Below are 18,328 nucleotides of genomic sequence, written 5' to 3'. Positions count from 1 at the left end.
ACCACCACCCCGGCCGCGACCACAACACCAGCCTCAGGCGATCCATGTCCAGTACTGATTGTTGGAGCCACTGTCTGACCACAGCCGCTGACGGTTGCTGTCCATGTCCAGCAGGAAGCGGTGGTTGTAACTTATTCTGTACGCTTCCAGGTTTTTGATGTGCTGGGTGTAGTTCACGTTCATCTTGAACCCCCACCTCTGTTGGCCGGTGCCGTTGCACGTCCACGTCTGGACAGCCGCGCCGCCGGTGAGGTTGTTGGCGTCCGCGTCCAGGCACTGCCCTGTGGCAACGTTCACCGCCTCGTACCAGGTGCCGCCCGCGCCTTCATCGCCTGCGGGATAGATCGTCCATTTCTGCGAGTCGGTGTTGGCGCAGGGGGCCAGCGCCGTGCGTGCGCCGGTACCGCCCGTCGCGGCGACGCAGTAGTTGCCCCACCCGTAGTTCTTCAGCCGGAACGTCCCGACCGGGGAGGCCGCGCTGGCGCTGCCCGCACCTGCCCCCATCAGTGAAGCCAGCGCCATAGAACAGACCGCAGTGGTGAGGGCCAGTGTCCTGCGTACACGCAGGTGGGAATTTCCTTTCCCCGGAGAAGGCTGGGACGCTGCCGGGTCCGCGGCGCCGGCCGCGAGTCGGTTCCTGAGCTTCATGAGTTCCCCTTTGTGTGCGATCACTGCCAGGCATGGCCGCTCGGCTTTCTCGTTGTGGCCGCTCGGGCCGGCCTTGGGCGAAGCGGCACGATCAGGCTGTCGGGTGGCCGTGTGGAGTCTGGTTTCCCGTAGCATCGCGCCGTGGTGTGTACGCATCGTTTCGGTTGTGCCCGGCCAGGGGTAGCTTTCGTCATGCACGCGCAAAAGCCCTGATGGAGACGTCAAGTGCACGGGGGGCCAATCTTGATACGGATTCACCTCGGGACCGCAGGCTTAGGCAGCGTCAGTATCTGTGCCTTCCCGGATTTCGACGCGGAACTGACCGCTGCCGGGGTGGCTTACGTCCGAAGTGGGCGGCCTCAGGCCTCGTTGGCGCAGCTCTATACGCGTAGCTTTGCGCCGGAGCTCGGTGACGGTGTCAGCCGCCTGTACCTCTCCCACTTGTTCGCCCGGCGCAGTCCCACGCCTTTCACCAAGGCCCTGGCTGAGGGTGAGGAACGGGCCCGCAGCGTCTTGGAGAACGCTGTTGCCCACGTGCGCAGCACCGCCATCGAGCCGTATCGCTTGGGCATTCGATCCGCGGTCGCGACCCGAGCCGTCGGCCTCTCCCAGATCTACGTCGGCAGTGGTGCCTCGGCAATGCTCCAGCACCTCGGACACGGAGTCGGGTTCCGTCACGGCGTCCTGGAACTGCCGACGGCCTTCGACGCGGACCTTGAACTCGGCCAAAGATCCCTGCAGATTCAGGCGGTAGCACTCAGTCGACGGGTCACTTTGGCCGAGCCGGCCGGCGGTCAGCTGACCGTCCGGATCCCCGCAGGGCCTGCCCCGCGCATCGGGCCGGGACAACGGGCAGCCCTGCGCACGCTACTGGGCGCCAGCAGAGCGGAGGCCCTGGCGAGCATTGTCCTGTCCGGAGGTGCCACGGGCCGGCAACTGGCCTCCCTGCTCGGCGTATCGGACGCCGCAGCCAGTCGGCACGCGGCGGTCCTGCGGCGTGCCCACCTGATTCAGTCTCTGCGGATGGGGCAGACCGTCACGCACGTCGCGACTTCGCTGGGCTACCGCCTGGCGCAGCCTGAAGTACCCTCCGGGCTGTGATCGCGACAGGGTGTGCCGGTGGCGGGGTTCGTCGTGGTGGCTCCCCCGCTGGTGAGCCACCACGTTGGTGTGCGGTTACTTGCGGACCGGGCAGGCTCCCGGGGCGGCGACAGGCCGGTCCGCACCAGCTCGTGAACACCGACACCACCCTCCACCTGGCCGTGCAGCCCGGCCTGCTCACTTCCGCGCAGGAGCGGAACCTGTACGAGAGCGGTCACCGCGTGGCCGGGCTGAGATAACCGGCGCCCATCGCCTAGATCAGCCCCGGACACGAGCAGTCGCCGGAGTGCCTGGCCGCGGTGGTTCACGGCGGCCAGGCACTCAGTTGGGGCCGCCCGGATAAGCTTGTTCCTTAGCATCGGGCTTGATCGCGTTCGATTAGGGTCTCGGGCCGTTTGACTGTTTTGCCCACGTCGTAGCGGGTGGCGGGGTGTCGGTTTTTCGAGCCTGGTGGGCGTCCGGGGCCAGGGCGGGCGGGTTTGGGAACTCCGGCCGGACTGGCGAGCTGGGGTCGGATGTTCCGAAAGCCTCGGCGTGCTCGGGTCGGGGTGACCGCGGCTCCTGAGCGGGCGGTCTTCTCCCAGGGCTTGCGCTGGTCGGTGACGATCGGGGCGGCGAGCCGGAGCTGAGTGTGGGCTGCGATGACAAGCCACGTCCACCGGTCCGCCGCCTCCGGGTTCCGCAGCCTCGGACGGGTCCAACCAAGATCCTGCTTGAAATACCGAAAAGTGTGTTCCAGGTCGAAGCGGCGCAGGTAGCAGTCCCATAGTTGGTCGACGTCGGTGGCAGTGGCACCGGTTTTCGAGGACCACAGCCACAGCGGTGGTCCGTCGCGGTCGCCCGGCAGGCGCTGGACCTTGAGCCGGATCAGGGTGCCCTCGACCAGGGGGAGTTCGCCGGCGTGGTCGATCCACGAGGAGCGGTGGGTCAGCCGGGGGTGGACCCGGTCCCAGGCTTGGGTGTGGGCCTTGCCGTAGCGGTCGGTGTCGTTGACCGTCACCAGTGCAGGCTCGGGCCAGGTCTCCGGCTTGGCCAGCCGGAGTTCCAGGCCGTGCCTCCGTGGGCGTCCCAGGGGCTGGTAGGTGAAGGACAGCGGCCGTGGCGGAACCCTCAACACCCGGTCGGAGCGCAGGCGGCCGACCAGTTCGACGGGCAGATCCCGCAGCACCCACGCCAGGCGGGTCACGTCGTAGCCGGCGTCCATCACGACCAGCATCTCCTGGTCGCCGGTCCGCCACTGGCCGACGCGGACCAGACGCTCAACCACCGCGCGCAGCTGGGCGGCGGTGACAGCGGTGGCGTCGTCCTCGGGGCCCAGGCGGACCGCGTCCAGGACCGCAGTCCACGACGACGGGCCCGGAGACAGGGCGGCGACCAGGGAATAGGGCCAGCCCGGGATGATCTGAGCGGTTTCGCGGGAACGTCCGTGAACGTGGCAGAACAGCCGCTCCGGCGAGCAGGCCGCGTCACTGCGCAACCACGGGGATACATCCACGCTCAGCACGATCCGCCCGCCTTCGAAGCGCGGCAGCGGCAGGCCGGCCAGCAGGTCACGCAGCCGGTCGGTGTCCAGGCGGCCGTCGTTCAGGGCCGCGTACAGGGAGCCGTAGCCGCGACGGTGCTCGGCGGTCAGCGACAGCTCGACCGGGGTGCGGTCCGGACGGTCCGCACACAACAGTGCGTCGGCGAGGTCGAAGAACGCGTCCGCCCGCACCGTCAGGCACCTGTAGAGGTCCGTCCGGAAGCGTGAAAGTTCCTCGAACTCCTCCCGCCCACCAACCCGTTGCAGCACACTCATCACCGCGGCCTTCTTCGTGAACTTACTGATCTCCTCGCAGAGTCCAGGATCACGAGAAGGCCGCCTCCACGTCCGGCGATCACTCGAATGAGCGACTTCCTGAGCGCGGATCATCAAGCCCGATGTTAAGGAACAAGCTGAGTGCCTATTCCTGGTCCTTGCATGACAAGTCGAAGGTCTTTTAGTGCAGATCAGTGGATAGCCTGATGGTTCCTGCTCGCTCAACCTGCCGGGGAGAGTAAGTGCCCAGTCTGATCAGTGCTGTTGACGTCCGTCCGCGTGTGCGCCACAGGACCATCCAAATTGGCCCGATCCCCTTCGAGGAGGCGCCTGCAGAAGACGACATCGTCCAGATCCCGGGAGACGGCTGGAGTCTTGCTTCTAGCGACAACGACTTCTTCCCGTTGGTGCGGTTGGAGACATGGGACGGTCCCGCTGCCAAGCCAGCAGGCTCCTGGGAGTACGACCGAACTTTCCGTTCCCCGATGGAAGACCGCCTCGAAGTCCTCGACCTGCACGGCTGCACCTATGGGGAGATCGCGCTGCGGCCAGGGCGATATCACCTGCGCTTGCTCTGCCGAGGGCGGGATCACGTGGAAGCCCTGGTTGCGCTTGAGCCATTTCCGCCGGAAGGCCCTCATGAGGATCCGCTTGAGGTGTGGGTCGTCCAGATGTGGCCTGATCCCTGACAGCCCGAGTCGCACTTCCCTTGCCGCTCCCGGCACTGGCGCCGGATGCGGCGCACGCGGGCGAGGACCGAGGCGGTGAAGAACGACATCGTCGCGAACTGCCCCCATTGCGAGGCGAGTTGGACGTCCGGGGTCGAGCGTCCTGTCTCGGCGGTGTACTGCTCTCCCCGCTGCCGCAAACGGGCCTGGCACAGACGGCGCACGCCGCCCGGGACAGTGTGAGGCCGACCGGCTCGGGATGGGTCGCATGGAGACGGGCCATCGCGTGCCACAGGTCTCCCGGGTCGCCGTGCCTGAACGGCGTGTCCGCGTTCTGCTGCGTGCTGTGGTGCCTGTGAAGCCTCATGGCTGCCTTCCGGTCGATGACGTCGGAATACCTGAGTACGCCGTGGTCAGGGCGCAGTGCGCGCCCTGACCCTCGTCATCCCGCCGGGTGGCGCGGCGACTTCGCCAGCCGTCCCGGCTGGCGCCACCGGCTTGGTCCGCCGTCGAGTGCAGGACCTGTACGAGGCGATCCCCACCCAGCACCACCACGAACGCGCCGTACGGGAACTACGCGACGTCGTAGTCGGCTGACAGCGACCGCTTCCACGGCGGGGCCCGACAGCCAGATGGGCCGGATAGGTGAACGACGGGCCCCTGGCGTAGCCCGGTCGGCGGGTTGTCGGTTGTGGGTTCAGCGGACCGACCGGTCCGCGCACGGGGCCACGTCTGCGAGGCCATCATGGGACGTCACAAGCAGCACAAGCCACGCCGCCCACGGGACGAGAGCGGCCAGCCGACCACGGAATGGTTCGGCACCGTGTTTTCAACAGAGGGGATGCAGCACTTGGATGTCCGCCGGTCCGGCAACGGCATCCTGATCACCTCGTCCCCTGCCGTGATCGACGGCCTTCCGGCCTCCTGGCCGCTGCGCCTGCGCAACGACGTCGACGGCGGGCTGAACGAGGTGGGCGCGGCCCTCGCGGCCGGGCGCGGCCACGTCTTCGGCGTGACCGAGAGGCCCCGACACAGGACCGTTCTGACGTTCATGCCCGACCACCCCGAGGAAGGCGTCGGCACGCTGGCCCGGGTCCGCACCCCTGAGGACCCGGACGGCGACGTCGTCTTCGAGCGGAGCGCGGAACGGCCAATGGGGCTGTGGGCCGAAGCCGGGGAGAACCTTCTGCGGATCGTGCCGCTGCTCGGTCCGGATGCGCCGTCGGCGGACGAACTCGAGGACTGCCGGCTGCGCCCCGGCTGCTACCGGCCCGTCTACAAGAGCTCTTCCTCGCACACCTTGATCGGTGCCGGTCCGATGCCGGTGATCGGGCTGTGCAGGCTGTGCGCCGAAGGCGTCACGCTTCGCTCGCTGCGCCAGGCCAACGGTCCCGTCGACCCGCAGCAGCGCGCCGTCCTGGAGACCGTGGCCGCCGCTATGGCGTAGCCGGGCGACCAGCTCTCGGGCAAGTAACCGTTGTGAGGTGGCTTGCCCGACCCTGTCAGCGGCCTACTGGCTCGGGGTAGCGCTCGCGGCGCCGGTCCGGGTCGTCGACGCCGATCTCGTGCCAGGGCTCGCCGCGCTGGAGCCGGGGCAGGGTGTTCACCCACACCGCGACAGCGATGCCCTTCACGTCGTCGGCAAGCGCCAAGAGGCGGTTGTCGAGCAGGTGCTCCTCCTTGCCCCCCAGGACAACGTGCAGCCGCGGGAAGGTCTGGGAGCGGGTGTAGCGGTGGCGCTGCCAGAACGGGAACGTGTTGCCGATCGTGCCGCGGGCGCCTTCCCAGACGCGGTGCCCGGCGTAGCGCTCGTAGTCCCAGACCTCACGTGCGAGCCGGGCCTGGGACATGGTGCCGTTGTCGAGCTCGAAGAGGCGCACCTCGCTGGTCTTCGTCGGCAGCGCGAAAACAGCGTCGGTGTTAAAGCTCAGGCCGGTCTCCTTGATGGCGTGGTTGACCTCCACCTGCCAGCCGGTCAGATGCTTGCGGCCGCCGTAGGCGAGGATCATGTCCGTCACCGCGACGCCGTGCGGACCGAACCCGGCCTTCACCGCCTTCGCTCCGGTGCTGGCCCTCGGTCGGGGAGGCAGCTCGTTGCCGTCGGCCAGAGCCTTCTGCCCCGCCGAAGTCAGGTTCCAGATCGGATGCTTGCCCGCCTTGCCGTTCGTCTCCGCCAGCCCCAGCTCCGCCAGCCTGTTCATCGCCCTGCGCACGTACGACCGCCCGTCGGCCTCCTCCGCCGTGATCACCTCAGCCATCTGCCGCACCGTGGCTATCCGCACGCACCCCAGCATCCGCAGCGCATCGGCACGCACCTTCCCGGCCGTGGGAGTGGACTTCTTCCCCTTCGCCGGTATCTCAGGGGCAGGGAGAAAGGTGTCGGCACGCCGGAAGCCCCCCTGGCGGGCGGTGTGACCTGCGGTGATCGGAACGACGTTGGAATCGTTCGCGGCACCGTTCACGGCACTGGATTCCAGGCCGCCCGGCGGGCATTCAGCACCCCTTGACACGGTCTGGCGCGGCCCCGGCTCGGGCTGCCGGGTGCTGCTGATGTACGTCATGACAAGGCTCCTCACGCAGGTGACGCGGGGGACCGGGTGGAAGTCCCCGTCACCTGGTAGAGGTGTGGCGAAAGTCGACGGTGTGACACTCCACCGAGCGCCGTTACCGAGCCGTGATCATCAGGCAGGAGCGGCTATGGATCAACTGGTCGGTGACCGGCCTCGGGGCCGTCAGCGCGCCAGTCTGAGGCGAGCCGTCTCTGCGGCAGGGGGGGGCGGCTTCGATCAGCCCGAGTTCGCCAGCAAGCGTTCCTACAAAGGCATCTACCGCCTCGATCGCAGTACTACACGACCAATCCGCCGTTCTCCGAGCCCAGAAACGTCTTCGTCCCCATCATCGGGTCGTCCAGGTCCGGTAGATCGGCTCCTCCGCACTGGTTAAAGGGGCTGCTGACAGGAATGCCGGCGAAGTGGCCGTCGACGGTTCCGGCACTGCTGCGGGTGACGCCGGCTGCCTGAGCGCTGTGGTGGTTGATGCACCCGTTCCCGAACGCAGGCGATAGGACATCGCCGATCCCCCCGGCCCAGGCCGGGCCAGCTAGCTGACTCGCTCCCAGCATGGTCACTCCGACAGTGATCCCATGGGCCAATCTGCGCATCCTCATGACGGGCCCAACGACCAGTCCACGGACCGGTTGCGCCAGCTGATCGGCGTTCAGCCGATCAGGGCGGGACGTGAATCTCCCGGACGGTGTCGCTCAGGTCGGGGAGCCGGCCCTCCCGGCGGGCTCTGGCCAGCTGCGCGGACAGGCGGCGGTACATCGGCGGCGTGTGCGGCAACACGCCCTAGGCGGCCAAGCGGTACATGACCTGGCGCAGCGTCACGGCACTCTCGTAGCTGTGCACGATCTGACGGGCCCGGTCCACCACGGCCGGCCACCGGATCCGCTCCCGGGCCATACCGGTACTTGTACCCTTCCACGCCTCCCGGATGGGAGTGTGTGCCGCCCCGTGCATGCGGTCATCGCAGGCCATCCTGGCCGGGCAGCGGGAGCAGCATGGCGTGGAACAGTGGCGCGTCCGCGATGCGAGGGCGGAGGTCTCCGAGGGTCTGCCATCCCCAGCTCTCGTACAGCGCGTGGACCTTGGGGTGACTCTGGTCGACCAGGAGCGTGGCCCGTTCCTCGGTGCGCGTGTCGAGCAGTGCGTCGTGCAGGCGGCGGGCGGTGCCGGTCTTGCGCCAGGATTCGCGGACCATCAGCTCGGACAGCGCGTAGGTACGGGTGCCGGTCTCGGCGACGACGTCGGCGGGTACCTCGGTGAGCAGTCCGCGCCACCACCGGGCGTCCTTGGGCAGGGGTGCTCCGTAGGCGTAGCCGACTGCCTGGCCGTCGCCGGTGTAGCCGATGACGCAGCTCCAGCCGGGCCGCTGCGACCAGCCGTCCAGACCTTCGGCGAAGCGGTCGACGGAGGCGAACGGATCGTTCTCGGCGGCCTTCGCGTAGACCTCTGCGTACACCTGCAAGAGCAGCGGGCGCAGCTCGGCGGCGTCACGGTGGTCGTAGTGCCGTATGACGATGTCGGTCACGGGTCTCCTAGGCGGTGGCGAGGGCGTGATGGACGGCGGCGAGCCGGTCGCTGATGTGCCGGCTGCTGAGGGCGGAGGTGTCCGCGGCCGCGGCGGTAGTGCGGGCGCTGTGCAGGTCGCCCTGGGCAACTTTGAGTTCGGCGAGCTGGACGCCGTAGTACGCGCGGTTGCGGCGCATGTTCGGGGAGATGAGCTGCAGGGCCTGGGCGGTGGCGACTTCGGCGTCGGGCAGGCGTCCCATGGCCTTGTGGGCGATGGCGGACAGCCCGGCGATCTCGGCGGCATCCAGGAAGCGCAGCCAGGGTGGTGGGGGCTCGGCGGTGTCGAAGCGGTCGTGGGCGGCCTCGGCGGCGAGGACGGAGCGCGCGGCGGCGCGGTAGTCGCCGGCGCGGGCGTGGCCGATGGCCAGGCGGGAGTGGAGCAGGGCAGCGATGCGCGGGTCCTGACGGGCCTGGCGGGAGTCGAGCGCGGCGCGGTTGATCTGGAGGGCCTCGCGGTGGCGGCCTTCGGTGCGGGCCTGCATGGCGAGGTTGGACCAGGCGCGGGCCTGGCCGCGCTTGTCGTCGGCGAGGATCGCGCTCTGCAGGGCGGCGGCGTGGTACAGGCGGGCCTGCTCTTCCTGGCCGTCGTCGTGCGCGGCCCATCCGGCGGCGGAGTACAGGCCGCTGATGGAGGCGTGGAGGGCATTTTCGACGCCGGGTCCGTAGGTGCAGCCGTCGACGGCGTCGCGCAGTCGGCTGATGTAGGTGGCGGCCACCGCGAGGAGCGGGCCGCCGCCGATTGCGAAGAAGTGCGCGTCCAGGCGCCCGATGGCGTTGTCGATGCGCTGGATGTCGGTGAAGGTGAGCCGCCCGCTGACCGGCGTCTCGTCCAGTCCGAGGGCCAGGGCGACGGACGCGGCGGTGGACCCGACCACGAAGGTGCGGCGCTTCACATCTTCCTCCTCCCGGTCGGCGGCCCGGGGCGGAGGGGTGGGCAGGCAGCTGGAAGCGCCGCGGGGAACGAAGCCCATCGCCTCGGGAGGCCGGTCGAAAATCTCCACGAGAGGCAGAAGGTAACGTGCGGTCGGCCAGCGCACCTCGCCCGCGACCCAGCGCCGCACGTCCCGGTCGGTGCATGCGCCGGGCCGTCCGAAGATGCGCCCGCTGATGCGGTTGACCTCCTTGGCCAGCCCTCGGTGGCTGTACCCGTGCTCACGCAGCAGGTCTTTAAAGATCACGTTGCGCTGTGCGTCCATGAGCGGCCCCCGGGGCGGGTGTGTCCGTGGGCGACGGTAGTCCCGCCGCACCGTCCGGTAGGTAAAACTGTCCGCCTCTCAGTCGGTAACTGCCCGCCTTTTGACCTGATCCCACCCGCACGGATGGGAGTTGTCTGGACGGAACGTGACAGGCAATCAGCAGGGAGAGCGCCGTGGCGAACACACCCGCCGCCGGCCAGACGGCGAAGAACACGACCAAGCCGACCAAGCCTCCGGCGCCGACGTGGCACGAGCTGGCCCGGGTCACCGCCCGCAAGGAGATCCGGTGGCAGCGCGGCGGAACACGCACCCACTGGCTGGCCTGCGGCACCGGCTGGGACGTGGTGTCCGTCGAGCCGATGGCGGCCGGGCTGCAGGCACTCGCCGCGATGGGTGCGAGCACCCGCCGCGGCTACTGGGTCATCGCCGACCACCTGCGCGACCGGCTGTACGTCGCGGTGCCGACCGGTTGTGGTGACGCCTTCAAGGACATCGGCGGGGTGCGGCTGCTGTCCAAGGGGCACCAGCTGCTCATCCCGAGCACGCACGAGGACGCCACGGTCTCCGCGGACTGGATCAGTCACCCGCGCGGCAGCAAGCCGCCCGCCCTGATCGACGCCGAGCGGTTCGCCGCCCATCTGCGGGGCACCAATGCTCCCACCACCCCCGAGAAGGCGCCTGCCTCGTGAGCGACCGTCACAGTGCGCTGTACGACCCCGCGGGCGTAGTCGCCGCGGAACTGCCGCTGGATCGCACCACCCACGAGCAGCTGTTCAGGGCCGTCCTGTCGTGGTCCGACCCGCAGGTGCTGAAACCCGACGAATACCAACAGATCGGTCTCCTGCTCGCGGGGGCGGCACACGCCGTCGCCGACGACGTACGCGAGCTGGCCGAGCATCTCCCCCAGGACGACGGGCTCCGGCTGTTTGCCGAGCTGATCCTGCGGGAGGCCGACGGCCGTCTGTCCCAGCCGTGCACGAGCCTGCACCGGGTGCAGAACCGGGCGCGGCTGGTCCGCGCCCTGTACGAGGGCCTGGACCGGCTACAAGCCGCAGTTCCCACCGACGAGACGGCGGTCGTCGTCTCTCCCTGAGCCGTCTCCCGGCGCCTCCCCCCGAGGGCCCGGGCGGCGAACGAAGCCCCCGGCGAGCGCCGCCGGGGGCTTCTCCACTCAGAACGTCAGCGCGACATGCGGGGACAGGACGTAGCGCAGTCCCTCGAGGAGGGCCGGGCCGTGGCGCACCAGCGAGTCCTCGTACTCGTCGTCGGGGTCGTGGATGACGCGCAGGGCGCGCCACCGGACGGCGACCGGGTCGGTGGGGTGCTCGAGGTAGTGGCCCGCCAACTGCAGGTGGGTCTCCCATCGGGGAGGCTGCCCCAGCCCGACGCGCTCCACCTCCTGCCACCGCTCGTCGGTGAAAGCCGCCCCACACTCGGTACACCTCGGACGACGGGCGTAGCGCAGGAAGGGCTTCTGCTTGGCCCAGCCGGGAAGTGGCTCCGGGTGCTCCTGACGGTCGGCTTCTTGAGCGACGGCGCTGGCCTTGTGCTTGCAGGCATCGCACAGGTGCGGATGGGAGTCCGTTGGGCCGGTCCAGTCCGTCGCCTGTGCCGCCTCCCATCGTTCGTCGGTGAACTTCGCCCCGCAGCCGGCGCAGACGGGGCGGCGGGCCCCGCGCTCAACCACCTTGACCTCCCTACAGCTGGTCCCCCCTGCTGGGTGCTTCCGGGGGATGCATCCCGCCACCGTCCTTGCTGTCCACTTCGCAGGTGCGCCCGTCGTAGGACTGGTCATTGGGAATCAACAGCACTGCGTCAACCTGCTCAGGGTGCTCGACGTCGAGCCAGTCGTCGCCCGTGTGGGGATCGTCCGCCGGACCGAACGCCTGGGACGAGGACACCGTCTGACACCCCAACGCCACACGCTTCTTGTCGACCGCGCAGGCGTCCACTGCGGGATCGGAATATTCATCGGCGCCGTCGAAGCGGAAGCGGAAGTGGACCTGGTCACCGTCGGAGGGCACCTGCGGATGGGGTTCAGGGCGCCAGTCAACGACCGCGGCGGTGACGCCGAGAGGCTGCCCATCCGTGCCCACGACCTGCACCCTGACACCAGCCTTACCGCGCTCCGCCGTCGTGTCAGTGCAGCCCAGGGAAGAGCAGCCGGACAGGGCGATAACCACCAGCGCCAGCGGGGCAACGGCGAACACCCGTGCAGGTAACACTAGATGACCTCCGGTCGCGGCGGGGCGGTGGAGTGTACCAGGGGTCTGGCAGATGCGGGTGGTGACGACGAGCGCCTGCGGCGGCGGAGCCGAAGCGCAGAGCAGCCCAACAACTCCGCGTACCAGCCGATCCCCGGCGATGGGGCGACGACCCTCGGCAGGGTCGTGGCGGTACTCCGGCTCACTGAGCGCCACGGCTTGGCTCCCTGAGCCCGCACGTCACACCGAGAGAAATGGATCCGGACCCCGGCCCACGCTGTCACCGCGCCGCGCACCAGCTGGCGGAGCAGCAGGCTCACCCCGGCCACCGGAACACCCGAGCCCAGTCACTCCGGCACGCATTATCGAACTCCCGTCGGAGGCAACACTGATGGCCAGCCGCCAACACCCGGGGCAACACCCGCGCCGCCTTGCCGCCGACGGGCGCGGGCTTGCTCAGGGTGACCTTGGGCTTGCCCGCGCCCGCCGGCGACTTGCCCAGCTCAGCGGCGCAGACGCGAGAGCCAGCCGGTGGCCTTCTGCTCGGGCACGGCCCGGTCGTGCTCCTGGTCCTGCTCAAGGCGCTTCACCTTCACGCCCGGCCAGGCTTGCTCCCAGTCGTTCTCGTGCCGCTGGTCGCAGGCCCCGCACAGCGTCGGTCGGGGTTCCTGGGTCGTGCCCCAGCCGACGCGCTCGGTCGCCTGCCACCGTTCGTCGGTGAAGTCGGCACCGCACTGGGTGCAGACGGGGCGCCGGGTGTTCCGACGGAAGTCGTGGGGCCCCGCCTCCGGGCGGTCCGGCTCCTGGTGCTCCCGCAGGCCGACTGCCGGGCTGGCGGCAGCCGCGGTGGCCATCTGCTTGCAGCCGTCGCACAGATGCGGGGGGGGCGCCCCAGTCCTTCGGCTGTGTCGCCTCCCAGCGTTCGTCGGTGAACTTCGCCCCGCAGCCGGTGCAGACGGGACGGGGGGCCGGGCCTCCCGCTGCGCCCGGGACTCGGAGAACAGCATGACCGTCTACGCCGGAGGACCACCGCCGTACAACGGCACCTCCGTCGGCAAGAGGTCGTCCCGGACCCGCAGCAGCCGCACCGGGTGACGCCAGCGGCCCGCTGCGTCCAGGGAGACGTCTGCGGCGACTTCGGCGGAATACGTCAGCAGGACTCTTCGCGGGAAGCCCCAGCCGGTCGGTCCCCGGCCACCATCGGCCCGCACCGTCACGCGCTGGATCCTCACCGACCCCGATGCACTATCCGAAGGCGACCGGCTCCAGCTCAAAGCCGTCTTGGCCAACTGCCCTGAACTGACAGCACTCACCGGGCACGTGCGCTTCTTCGCCCACATGCTCACCCAGCTGCAAGGGGAGCGACTCCCCCAATGGATCGAAGCGGCCAGCTCCACCACCGAACTGCCCAGCCTCCGCCACTTCGCTCAGCACCTCATGCGCGACCTTGACGCCGTCACCGCCGGTCTTACCCTCTCCTGGAACTCCGGCGTCGTGGAGGGCCATGTCAACAGGATCAAGATGCTGAAGCGCCAAATGTTCGGCCGCGCAGGATTCGAACTCCTCCGTAAGCGGGTTCTATTGGCGTGACCGAGCGTCACACGACCACATGAAGTGGACCAGAGCCCCAACTGACGTTCATAGCCACTCCGGACCATGGGGAACGCGGAGGCGAGGTTGTCCAGCTCAGCGAGCCGGGCCGTGCTGATGATCCGGAACATGACGACGTCCTCTCAGCGAGCCGGGTGATTGTGGTTGTGGTTGTGCAGGTGGATCAGCGGGCGGAGGGACAGGCCGCGCAGGGCGAAGAAGCTGCCGATCGTCCAGGCCAGGACGCAAGGGCGGCGGCGACGGGGCGGCCGGCGGCGGGGGCGGCGTCCCACACCATGAACACCGAGCAGGCGCCATGTGCCGTCCAGGTCAGCCGGGCATCGACCGCGCCTGTGAACCAGGACAGGACCAGGGAGACGATGCCGACGCCCTGCCAGATGACGAACGCGCTGGTCGCCGTCAGCGGCAGGTCGGTGGTGTGCGTGCTCAGGTTATGGACGGTCTTTCGCTGACCGCTGACCGTCTCAACGCGCTCTGCGAGCCGGTCGTTGAACCCCCGTCGTTCGCGCGGAGCGCGGGGGCAGCGACGTCCGGCACGCCCGCTCGGTGTCTGACGGTGAGCCTGCGTAGGCCCACCGAGTACACCATCCGGTGCGCCGAAGGACAGAGGGCTCTTGTCCTGGATGGCCATCGTGCGGCCGATGGCAACGCGTAAGCCCTGAAATGTGGTTACTTCAGGTAAGGGCAGAAGGTCCCGCGAAACAGGGACGTTTGCCGGACCCACCTCAAGGCGATCTTCCTTATATTCCTAATCGGCCGTCAAGCGCGTCCAATGCAGGCGGTTCTGGCTACCCGTCAGGACTGCAGTGTGACGGGTGGCTTAACGCCAAGCATCAGAACCCAGCAGAAGAGCAGGAGAGTGCGGCGTTGGTGGCACAGCAGGCCGTTCGCTTTGCTGACGGTCAACTCCTGCATCACCAAGGGGAAGTATCCATGAACCATACGCGCCTTCGTATCGCCTTAGTTTCCACTGTTTGCGCTGCTGCTGTCGGAATATCCGGCATCGGCGTCGCCAACGCTGCCACCGTAAGTGGTGATCTTCCTGTGGCTTCCGCCGCTGTGGGTGAAGTCACCCAGGATCAGATCAACGAACTCAGCGTCTACCTTGAGGCGATCTACGACGGTAAGATCAACGATGCTGAGGGTAAGTTCGACTACGAGAAGACGCGCTCCGATTACGGAGCGGAATTCGCCAACGCCCTGGCTCGAGAGATCGCCCACCTGGACACATCAGGGACTGCTCCCAGCCAGCGCAGCTACGCGTCCTGCTTGCTGAACGGCGTTGGGCTGGGTGGCCTGTTGGGCTCCAGCTCTGCCATCGTGAAGGCCCTCGAGGGCAAGGAGTGGAAGAAGGCGGCCCAGCTGATCACCAAGGAAGCCGTCAAGCGGGGTATCAAAATCGGCGTGAAGGGCGGAGTGGTCGGTTTGGCAGCCGCTTTGGGTGGCTACGCCGTTTGGTGTGCCATGCCGTGGAGCTAGACCCGCTCGCTGCGGGATGACGCAGCTGCACGATGAGCCGGGTGGGCGGGGTGTCGCCTGCCCACCCGGTCTCAGGGGATGTTGCCCCGTACCACCAGGCGAAGCTGCGCGAGGTATTCCTCGAAGCGCTCGCGCCCCCTGTCTGAAAGACGAACCTGCGTCACAGGCCGACGCCGCTCACGAAGCTTCGCAATCTCCACCATCCCCTCCTGCTCCAGGATGCTGAGCTGACGTGACAATTCGGCAGCAGACAGGTCCAGCGCTTCGCGAAGATCGGCGAAAGTCACCTGTTGAACATGGCGCAGCGAGCCGAGGATCGCCAAGCGGATTGGCGAGTGCATCACCGTTGTGAGATGCGCGCGTGGCTGCTCGGCCGTCATCCTCAGGGCCTCCATCGCAGAACCAAGTAGACGAGGAAGCTCGCCGCCGGAAGAGACGCCGCGATCCACGAATCAGTGGAGGGCGCAGGGTTGTCCCAGAGAATCTTGGAGCCGGGGGCTCCGACCATCATGGTGGAAAACACCAGCACTGCGCTCTCCGCCGCGGTGTGGGGCCTACGTCGCGTGGCCCTCAGGTGGAACCAGTACCACCCGATAATCACGGCCGTGGCTGCCGCGATTGCGGTGACACCGAGCGCAACAGGAACGTCGTTCATGCTGGTTGCTGCCATTACAGCCAGCACGGCAGCGGAAGAGAGCACGCCCAGAACGCACTCGCGAATGCCAGCCCCTTTGTTCAACTGCGGCGCTCCTTCGATCAACCTGAGCTGCCCCTCCGCATCAAGTTCGCGTTCCAAGGCTGATTCCTCCCTCGGTGTGGTCCCGACTAGTTTCAATAGTTGCATCTAGTTACGTAAGTCGCAAGTAGATGGAGGGAGCGTAAGTTGCGCACCCCTTGCTCTCGCGGGTCGGGGCCTTGTCGTGAGGTGATGAACGCCCAATTCAGATGAGCTTCGGCATGTTTGGCAAGGAGCTCGTAGCCCAGCAACCTGCCGGTCCCCGCACCGCAGGCATCGATTCAGGCCGACCGAGCCGACCGAAGCCCCGCGGCCCTTGCCGCCGGTGCACCGAGGGCGGTGAGGCGCCAGTGGGAACGCGCCCGGCTGCTGAGCTGGGCGACTCCTTCTTGGGCTTCGAGTGCTTCTCGGAAGCGAGCGCTTTCGAGCGTGACGTACTGGATCTGGGCAGCGGCCAGGGCGAGGGCGGCAGTGAGCTCGCGGTTGCGGGGCTCTGGTCCACTTCATGTGGTCGTGTGACGCTCTCACGCCAATAGTAGGACTCCGTTAAGTCTGTCTGACTCTTGGTGTTCGGGTGGGCAGAGGCTGATGACAGGTGGTGCAGATGCCGGTCCAACACCTCAGGGTGTTCTGGAGGGTGTCGGGGATTTGATAGAGGGTGAGTCCGGCCCGGGCGCTTTTGGGGACAGGCGTCGTTCGGTGAGGAAGGCATGGGCGGCGGTCACGAGGGTGACGTGGTGGTGCCAGCCGGGCCAGGATCGGCCTTCGAAGTGGTCCAGGCCCAGGCCGTGCTTGAGTTCGCGGTAGTCGTGCTCGATGCGTCAGCGGATCTTGGCCAGACGGACCAGATCGGCCATCGGAGTGTCCGTCGGCAGGTTGGACAGCCAGTATTCGGTGGGTGACTCGGCCTCTTGGGGCCATTCGATCAGCAGCCAGCAGTCGGGCAGGATCCCGTCCCACCAGCCCTGTTCTGCTGAGGCAGCGGATTTGATCGGACGCTCGACAGCTTTACCGGCCGGCCGGACACGGACAACAGCGAAGCGGGAACGTAACTCCCCTCGCGAGCCATGTCGCCAGGCGAGCGTGGTGAAGGCTTCTGGCTCGAGCCCCGCGGCAAAAGCCGCCACTGAGGGTGCGGGGTCGCGGTAGCGGGGCTGGGGCCAGCAGCCGGCCGGCCCCTTGCGGGCCGGGGCGTGAGGCTCGGCGTCGAACGGGTGGGCCGTCACATCGGCCCGGATGGCCAGCACGTAGGCGAGTTGGCGGTCATCCAGCGCGGCGCGCAGGCGGGCGTTGGTGCCATAGGCGGCATCGGCCACCACCGCAGGAGGCGTCATGCCCCAGCCGGCGAGGGTGTCGAGCATGTCGAGCGCCAGACGCCACTTCTCCCGGTGTGTGACCTCGGGCGGGACGAGGGTCTTGGCCCGGCGGACGCTGTCCAAGGCCCACTCCTCGGGAAGGAACAGCTGCCATTGCAGCGGGCAGGAGGCGGTGTCGCTTGCCGCGTGGACACTGACGGCGACCTGGCAGTTGGCGCGTTTGCCCACGGCTCCGCAGTACTGCGGAGCCGTGGCGACCGACATCCGGCCGTCCTTGGGCACCGACACATCGTCGATCACCCAGGCCGCCGGGCTGACCAGCGGCAACAGACGTTCATTGATCCGCCGCTGCACCGGCACCGGATCCCACGTCGACTGATTCACGAACTGCTGCAGGTTCTGCTCGTTGCCGTCCGGCAGCCGAGAGGCCATCGCCTGGATCGACTTGCGGCGGCCATCCAGCATCAGACCCCGCAGATAACAGTCACCCTTGGCCCGCTGATCCTTACGCGGCACCGAGGCGAACACATCCGCCACGAACAGCGCCAACATCGCCCGGAAACGGTTCATTTCATGCGCGTCCATACCACCAACATGCTCGTGATCAGGGCATTCAGGAAGACCTAACGGAGTCCTATTAGTGCTGGGTTCCTCTTTGGTTGGGTATATGTCTTGTTGGCGGGGTAGGTGATGGTGCTCGGGGGTGGGTGCTGGGTGATGGTGTTACGGGCACGACCGGGGCGTGACAAGAACGAACGGGACGTCGTTCGCCGCTTGTCGCGGGCACGGAAGGCTCCGCGTGATGCAGTGATGCGGGCCCGGATGATCGAGCTGAGCTGGTCGGGGCTGAGGGTGCCGGCGATCGCGGTGGAGTTGGGCTGCAGCCAAAAGACGGTCCGGCGCTGGCTGCACCGCTTCAACCGCTCGGGCCTGCAAGGCCTGGATGATCTGGGCGGGCAGGGCCGCAAACGACGCATCACCGAGGAGGAACGCTCCAGGGTCATCGCCCTGGTCAAGACGGTGCCGCCGGGGCGGCTGCGGTGGGAGCCGGTCGGGGAACTGTGGGCCTTCGACGAGTCCGGGCCACCGGAGTGGACTCTGGATTCCCTGGCCGCGGCAGCGCGGGCCGAGGGGATCGAGGTGGGCCGCTCGCAGGTTCGCCGCATCCTGCTCGGCGAGGGCGTGCGCTGGCGGCGCACCCGGTCCTGGACGCGGTCGAAGGACCCGGACTTCGTCCCAAAAGGACAAGGATCATCGGGCTTTACACCCACCCGCCCGACGGTGCGACGGTGATCTGCGCCGACGAGCTGGGGCCGGTGATCCCGCGCACCTTCCCGCCCGCGCCGGGCTGGTCACCGGACGGGCACCGGATCAAAGCGGAACTCGACTACAGCCGCGGACCGGAGAAGACCTGGGTCTACGGCGGTCTGCGGCCAGCCGA

The 18,328-nt window shown here is 68.1% G+C and carries 19 protein-coding genes and 1 pseudogene; 8 read left to right on the top strand and 12 right to left on the bottom strand.

The features are described from left to right. Positions 1 to 33: 33 nt before the first annotated feature. The gene (locus ACFVYR_RS37890) at positions 34 to 648 is read right to left on the bottom strand and encodes an RICIN domain-containing protein (protein WP_384263555.1); all 615 of its coding nucleotides are present in this window, start codon (positions 646 to 648) and stop codon (positions 34 to 36) included. Positions 649 to 891: 243 nt separating this feature from the next. Between ACFVYR_RS37890 and ACFVYR_RS37885 the strand changes: the two genes are divergently transcribed. After that, the gene (locus ACFVYR_RS37885) at positions 892 to 1,749 is read left to right on the top strand and encodes an ArsR family transcriptional regulator (RefSeq protein ID WP_384263557.1); all 858 of its coding nucleotides are present in this window, start codon (positions 892 to 894) and stop codon (positions 1,747 to 1,749) included. Positions 1,750 to 2,101: 352 nt separating this feature from the next. On the opposite strand, the gene ACFVYR_RS37880 is transcribed toward ACFVYR_RS37885, so the two are convergent. Next, complete coding sequence (locus ACFVYR_RS37880) at positions 2,102 to 3,547, bottom strand: NF041680 family putative transposase (RefSeq protein WP_384263559.1); 1,446 nt, start codon at positions 3,545 to 3,547, stop codon at positions 2,102 to 2,104. A gap of 242 nt (positions 3,548 to 3,789) precedes the next feature. Between ACFVYR_RS37880 and ACFVYR_RS37875 the strand changes: the two genes are divergently transcribed. Further along, positions 3,790 to 4,236 carry a hypothetical protein gene (locus ACFVYR_RS37875; RefSeq protein WP_384263562.1) on the top strand — a complete coding sequence of 149 codons (447 nt, stop codon included), beginning with the start codon at positions 3,790 to 3,792 and terminating at the stop codon, positions 4,234 to 4,236. Positions 4,237 to 5,056: 820 nt separating this feature from the next. Beyond that, a complete protein-coding gene (locus tag ACFVYR_RS37870) occupies positions 5,057 to 5,662 on the top strand; it encodes a hypothetical protein (protein WP_384263564.1) in 606 nt (201 codons plus the stop codon). A 55-nt stretch (positions 5,663 to 5,717) separates the two neighbouring features. Here ACFVYR_RS37870 and ACFVYR_RS37865 read toward each other — a convergent pair whose 3' ends face one another. The 3 genes from ACFVYR_RS37865 to ACFVYR_RS37855 all read right to left on the bottom strand — a co-directional run bounded on the left by ACFVYR_RS37865 (position 5,718) and on the right by ACFVYR_RS37855 (position 9,541). Next, entirely contained in the window at positions 5,718 to 6,509 is a 792-nt protein-coding gene (locus ACFVYR_RS37865; RefSeq protein WP_389613981.1) for a replication-relaxation family protein, read from the bottom strand. A gap of 1,228 nt (positions 6,510 to 7,737) precedes the next feature. Further along, positions 7,738 to 8,304 carry a GNAT family N-acetyltransferase gene (locus tag ACFVYR_RS37860; protein ID WP_384263567.1) on the bottom strand — a complete coding sequence of 189 codons (567 nt, stop codon included), beginning with the start codon at positions 8,302 to 8,304 and terminating at the stop codon, positions 7,738 to 7,740. A 7-nt stretch (positions 8,305 to 8,311) separates the two neighbouring features. Further along, positions 8,312 to 9,541 carry a hypothetical protein gene (locus ACFVYR_RS37855; protein WP_384263570.1) on the bottom strand — a complete coding sequence of 410 codons (1,230 nt, stop codon included), beginning with the start codon at positions 9,539 to 9,541 and terminating at the stop codon, positions 8,312 to 8,314. Between the two features lie 173 nt (positions 9,542 to 9,714). On the opposite strand from ACFVYR_RS37855, the gene ACFVYR_RS37850 reads away from it, so the two are divergent. Both ACFVYR_RS37850 and ACFVYR_RS37845 read left to right on the top strand, forming a co-directional pair. Beyond that, the gene (locus ACFVYR_RS37850) at positions 9,715 to 10,230 is read left to right on the top strand and encodes a hypothetical protein (RefSeq protein WP_384263573.1); all 516 of its coding nucleotides are present in this window, start codon (positions 9,715 to 9,717) and stop codon (positions 10,228 to 10,230) included. Beyond that, positions 10,227 to 10,634 (top strand): restriction endonuclease, encoded by a 408-nt coding sequence (locus tag ACFVYR_RS37845; RefSeq protein ID WP_384263575.1) that lies wholly within the window; start codon positions 10,227 to 10,229, stop codon positions 10,632 to 10,634. Before ACFVYR_RS37850 ends, ACFVYR_RS37845 begins: the two co-directional genes overlap by 4 nt. A gap of 78 nt (positions 10,635 to 10,712) precedes the next feature. Here ACFVYR_RS37845 and ACFVYR_RS37840 read toward each other — a convergent pair whose 3' ends face one another. The 3 genes from ACFVYR_RS37840 to ACFVYR_RS37830 all read right to left on the bottom strand — a co-directional run bounded on the left by ACFVYR_RS37840 (position 10,713) and on the right by ACFVYR_RS37830 (position 12,599). After that, positions 10,713 to 11,228, bottom strand: a complete 516-nt coding sequence (locus ACFVYR_RS37840) for a hypothetical protein (RefSeq protein WP_384263577.1) — start codon at positions 11,226 to 11,228, stop codon at positions 10,713 to 10,715. A 10-nt stretch (positions 11,229 to 11,238) separates the two neighbouring features. After that, entirely contained in the window at positions 11,239 to 11,766 is a 528-nt protein-coding gene (locus ACFVYR_RS37835; protein WP_384263579.1) for a hypothetical protein, read from the bottom strand. Positions 11,767 to 12,248: 482 nt separating this feature from the next. Further along, complete coding sequence (locus ACFVYR_RS37830; RefSeq protein ID WP_384263582.1) at positions 12,249 to 12,599, bottom strand: hypothetical protein; 351 nt, start codon at positions 12,597 to 12,599, stop codon at positions 12,249 to 12,251. A gap of 370 nt (positions 12,600 to 12,969) precedes the next feature. Here ACFVYR_RS37830 and ACFVYR_RS37825 point away from each other — a divergent pair, with 370 nt between their 5' ends. Next, positions 12,970 to 13,335 (top strand): transposase, encoded by a 366-nt coding sequence (locus tag ACFVYR_RS37825; RefSeq protein WP_384263594.1) that lies wholly within the window; start codon positions 12,970 to 12,972, stop codon positions 13,333 to 13,335. A gap of 184 nt (positions 13,336 to 13,519) precedes the next feature. Here the strand turns inward: ACFVYR_RS37825 and ACFVYR_RS37820 are convergent, their stop codons facing one another. Then, positions 13,520 to 13,987 (bottom strand): hypothetical protein, encoded by a 468-nt coding sequence (locus ACFVYR_RS37820; protein WP_384263584.1) that lies wholly within the window; start codon positions 13,985 to 13,987, stop codon positions 13,520 to 13,522. 239 nt (positions 13,988 to 14,226) lie between these two features. On the opposite strand from ACFVYR_RS37820, the gene ACFVYR_RS37815 reads away from it, so the two are divergent. Next, positions 14,227 to 14,835: a hypothetical protein gene (locus ACFVYR_RS37815; RefSeq protein ID WP_384263586.1), complete on the top strand. Its 609-nt coding sequence runs from the start codon at positions 14,227 to 14,229 to the stop codon at positions 14,833 to 14,835. 71 nt (positions 14,836 to 14,906) lie between these two features. Here the strand turns inward: ACFVYR_RS37815 and ACFVYR_RS37810 are convergent, their stop codons facing one another. The 3 genes and pseudogenes from ACFVYR_RS37810 to ACFVYR_RS37800 form a co-directional block, all read right to left on the bottom strand. After that, entirely contained in the window at positions 14,907 to 15,215 is a 309-nt protein-coding gene (locus ACFVYR_RS37810) for a transcriptional regulator (RefSeq protein ID WP_384263589.1), read from the bottom strand. A gap of 2 nt (positions 15,216 to 15,217) precedes the next feature. Continuing rightward, a complete protein-coding gene (locus tag ACFVYR_RS37805) occupies positions 15,218 to 15,631 on the bottom strand; it encodes a hypothetical protein (protein WP_384263592.1) in 414 nt (137 codons plus the stop codon). Positions 15,632 to 16,191: 560 nt separating this feature from the next. Then, positions 16,192 to 17,472, bottom strand: a pseudogene (locus ACFVYR_RS37800) (IS701 family transposase). 105 nt (positions 17,473 to 17,577) lie between these two features. Here ACFVYR_RS37800 and ACFVYR_RS37795 point away from each other — a divergent pair. Continuing rightward, complete coding sequence (locus tag ACFVYR_RS37795; RefSeq protein ID WP_389613969.1) at positions 17,578 to 18,180, top strand: helix-turn-helix domain-containing protein; 603 nt, start codon at positions 17,578 to 17,580, stop codon at positions 18,178 to 18,180. Positions 18,181 to 18,328: the final 148 nt, after the last annotated feature.

The organism is Streptomyces sp. NPDC058284 (assembly GCF_042881135.1).
Taxonomy (GTDB): Bacteria; Actinomycetota; Actinomycetes; order Streptomycetales; family Streptomycetaceae; genus Streptomyces.
This window is presented reverse-complemented; position numbering and strand designations above follow the sequence as displayed.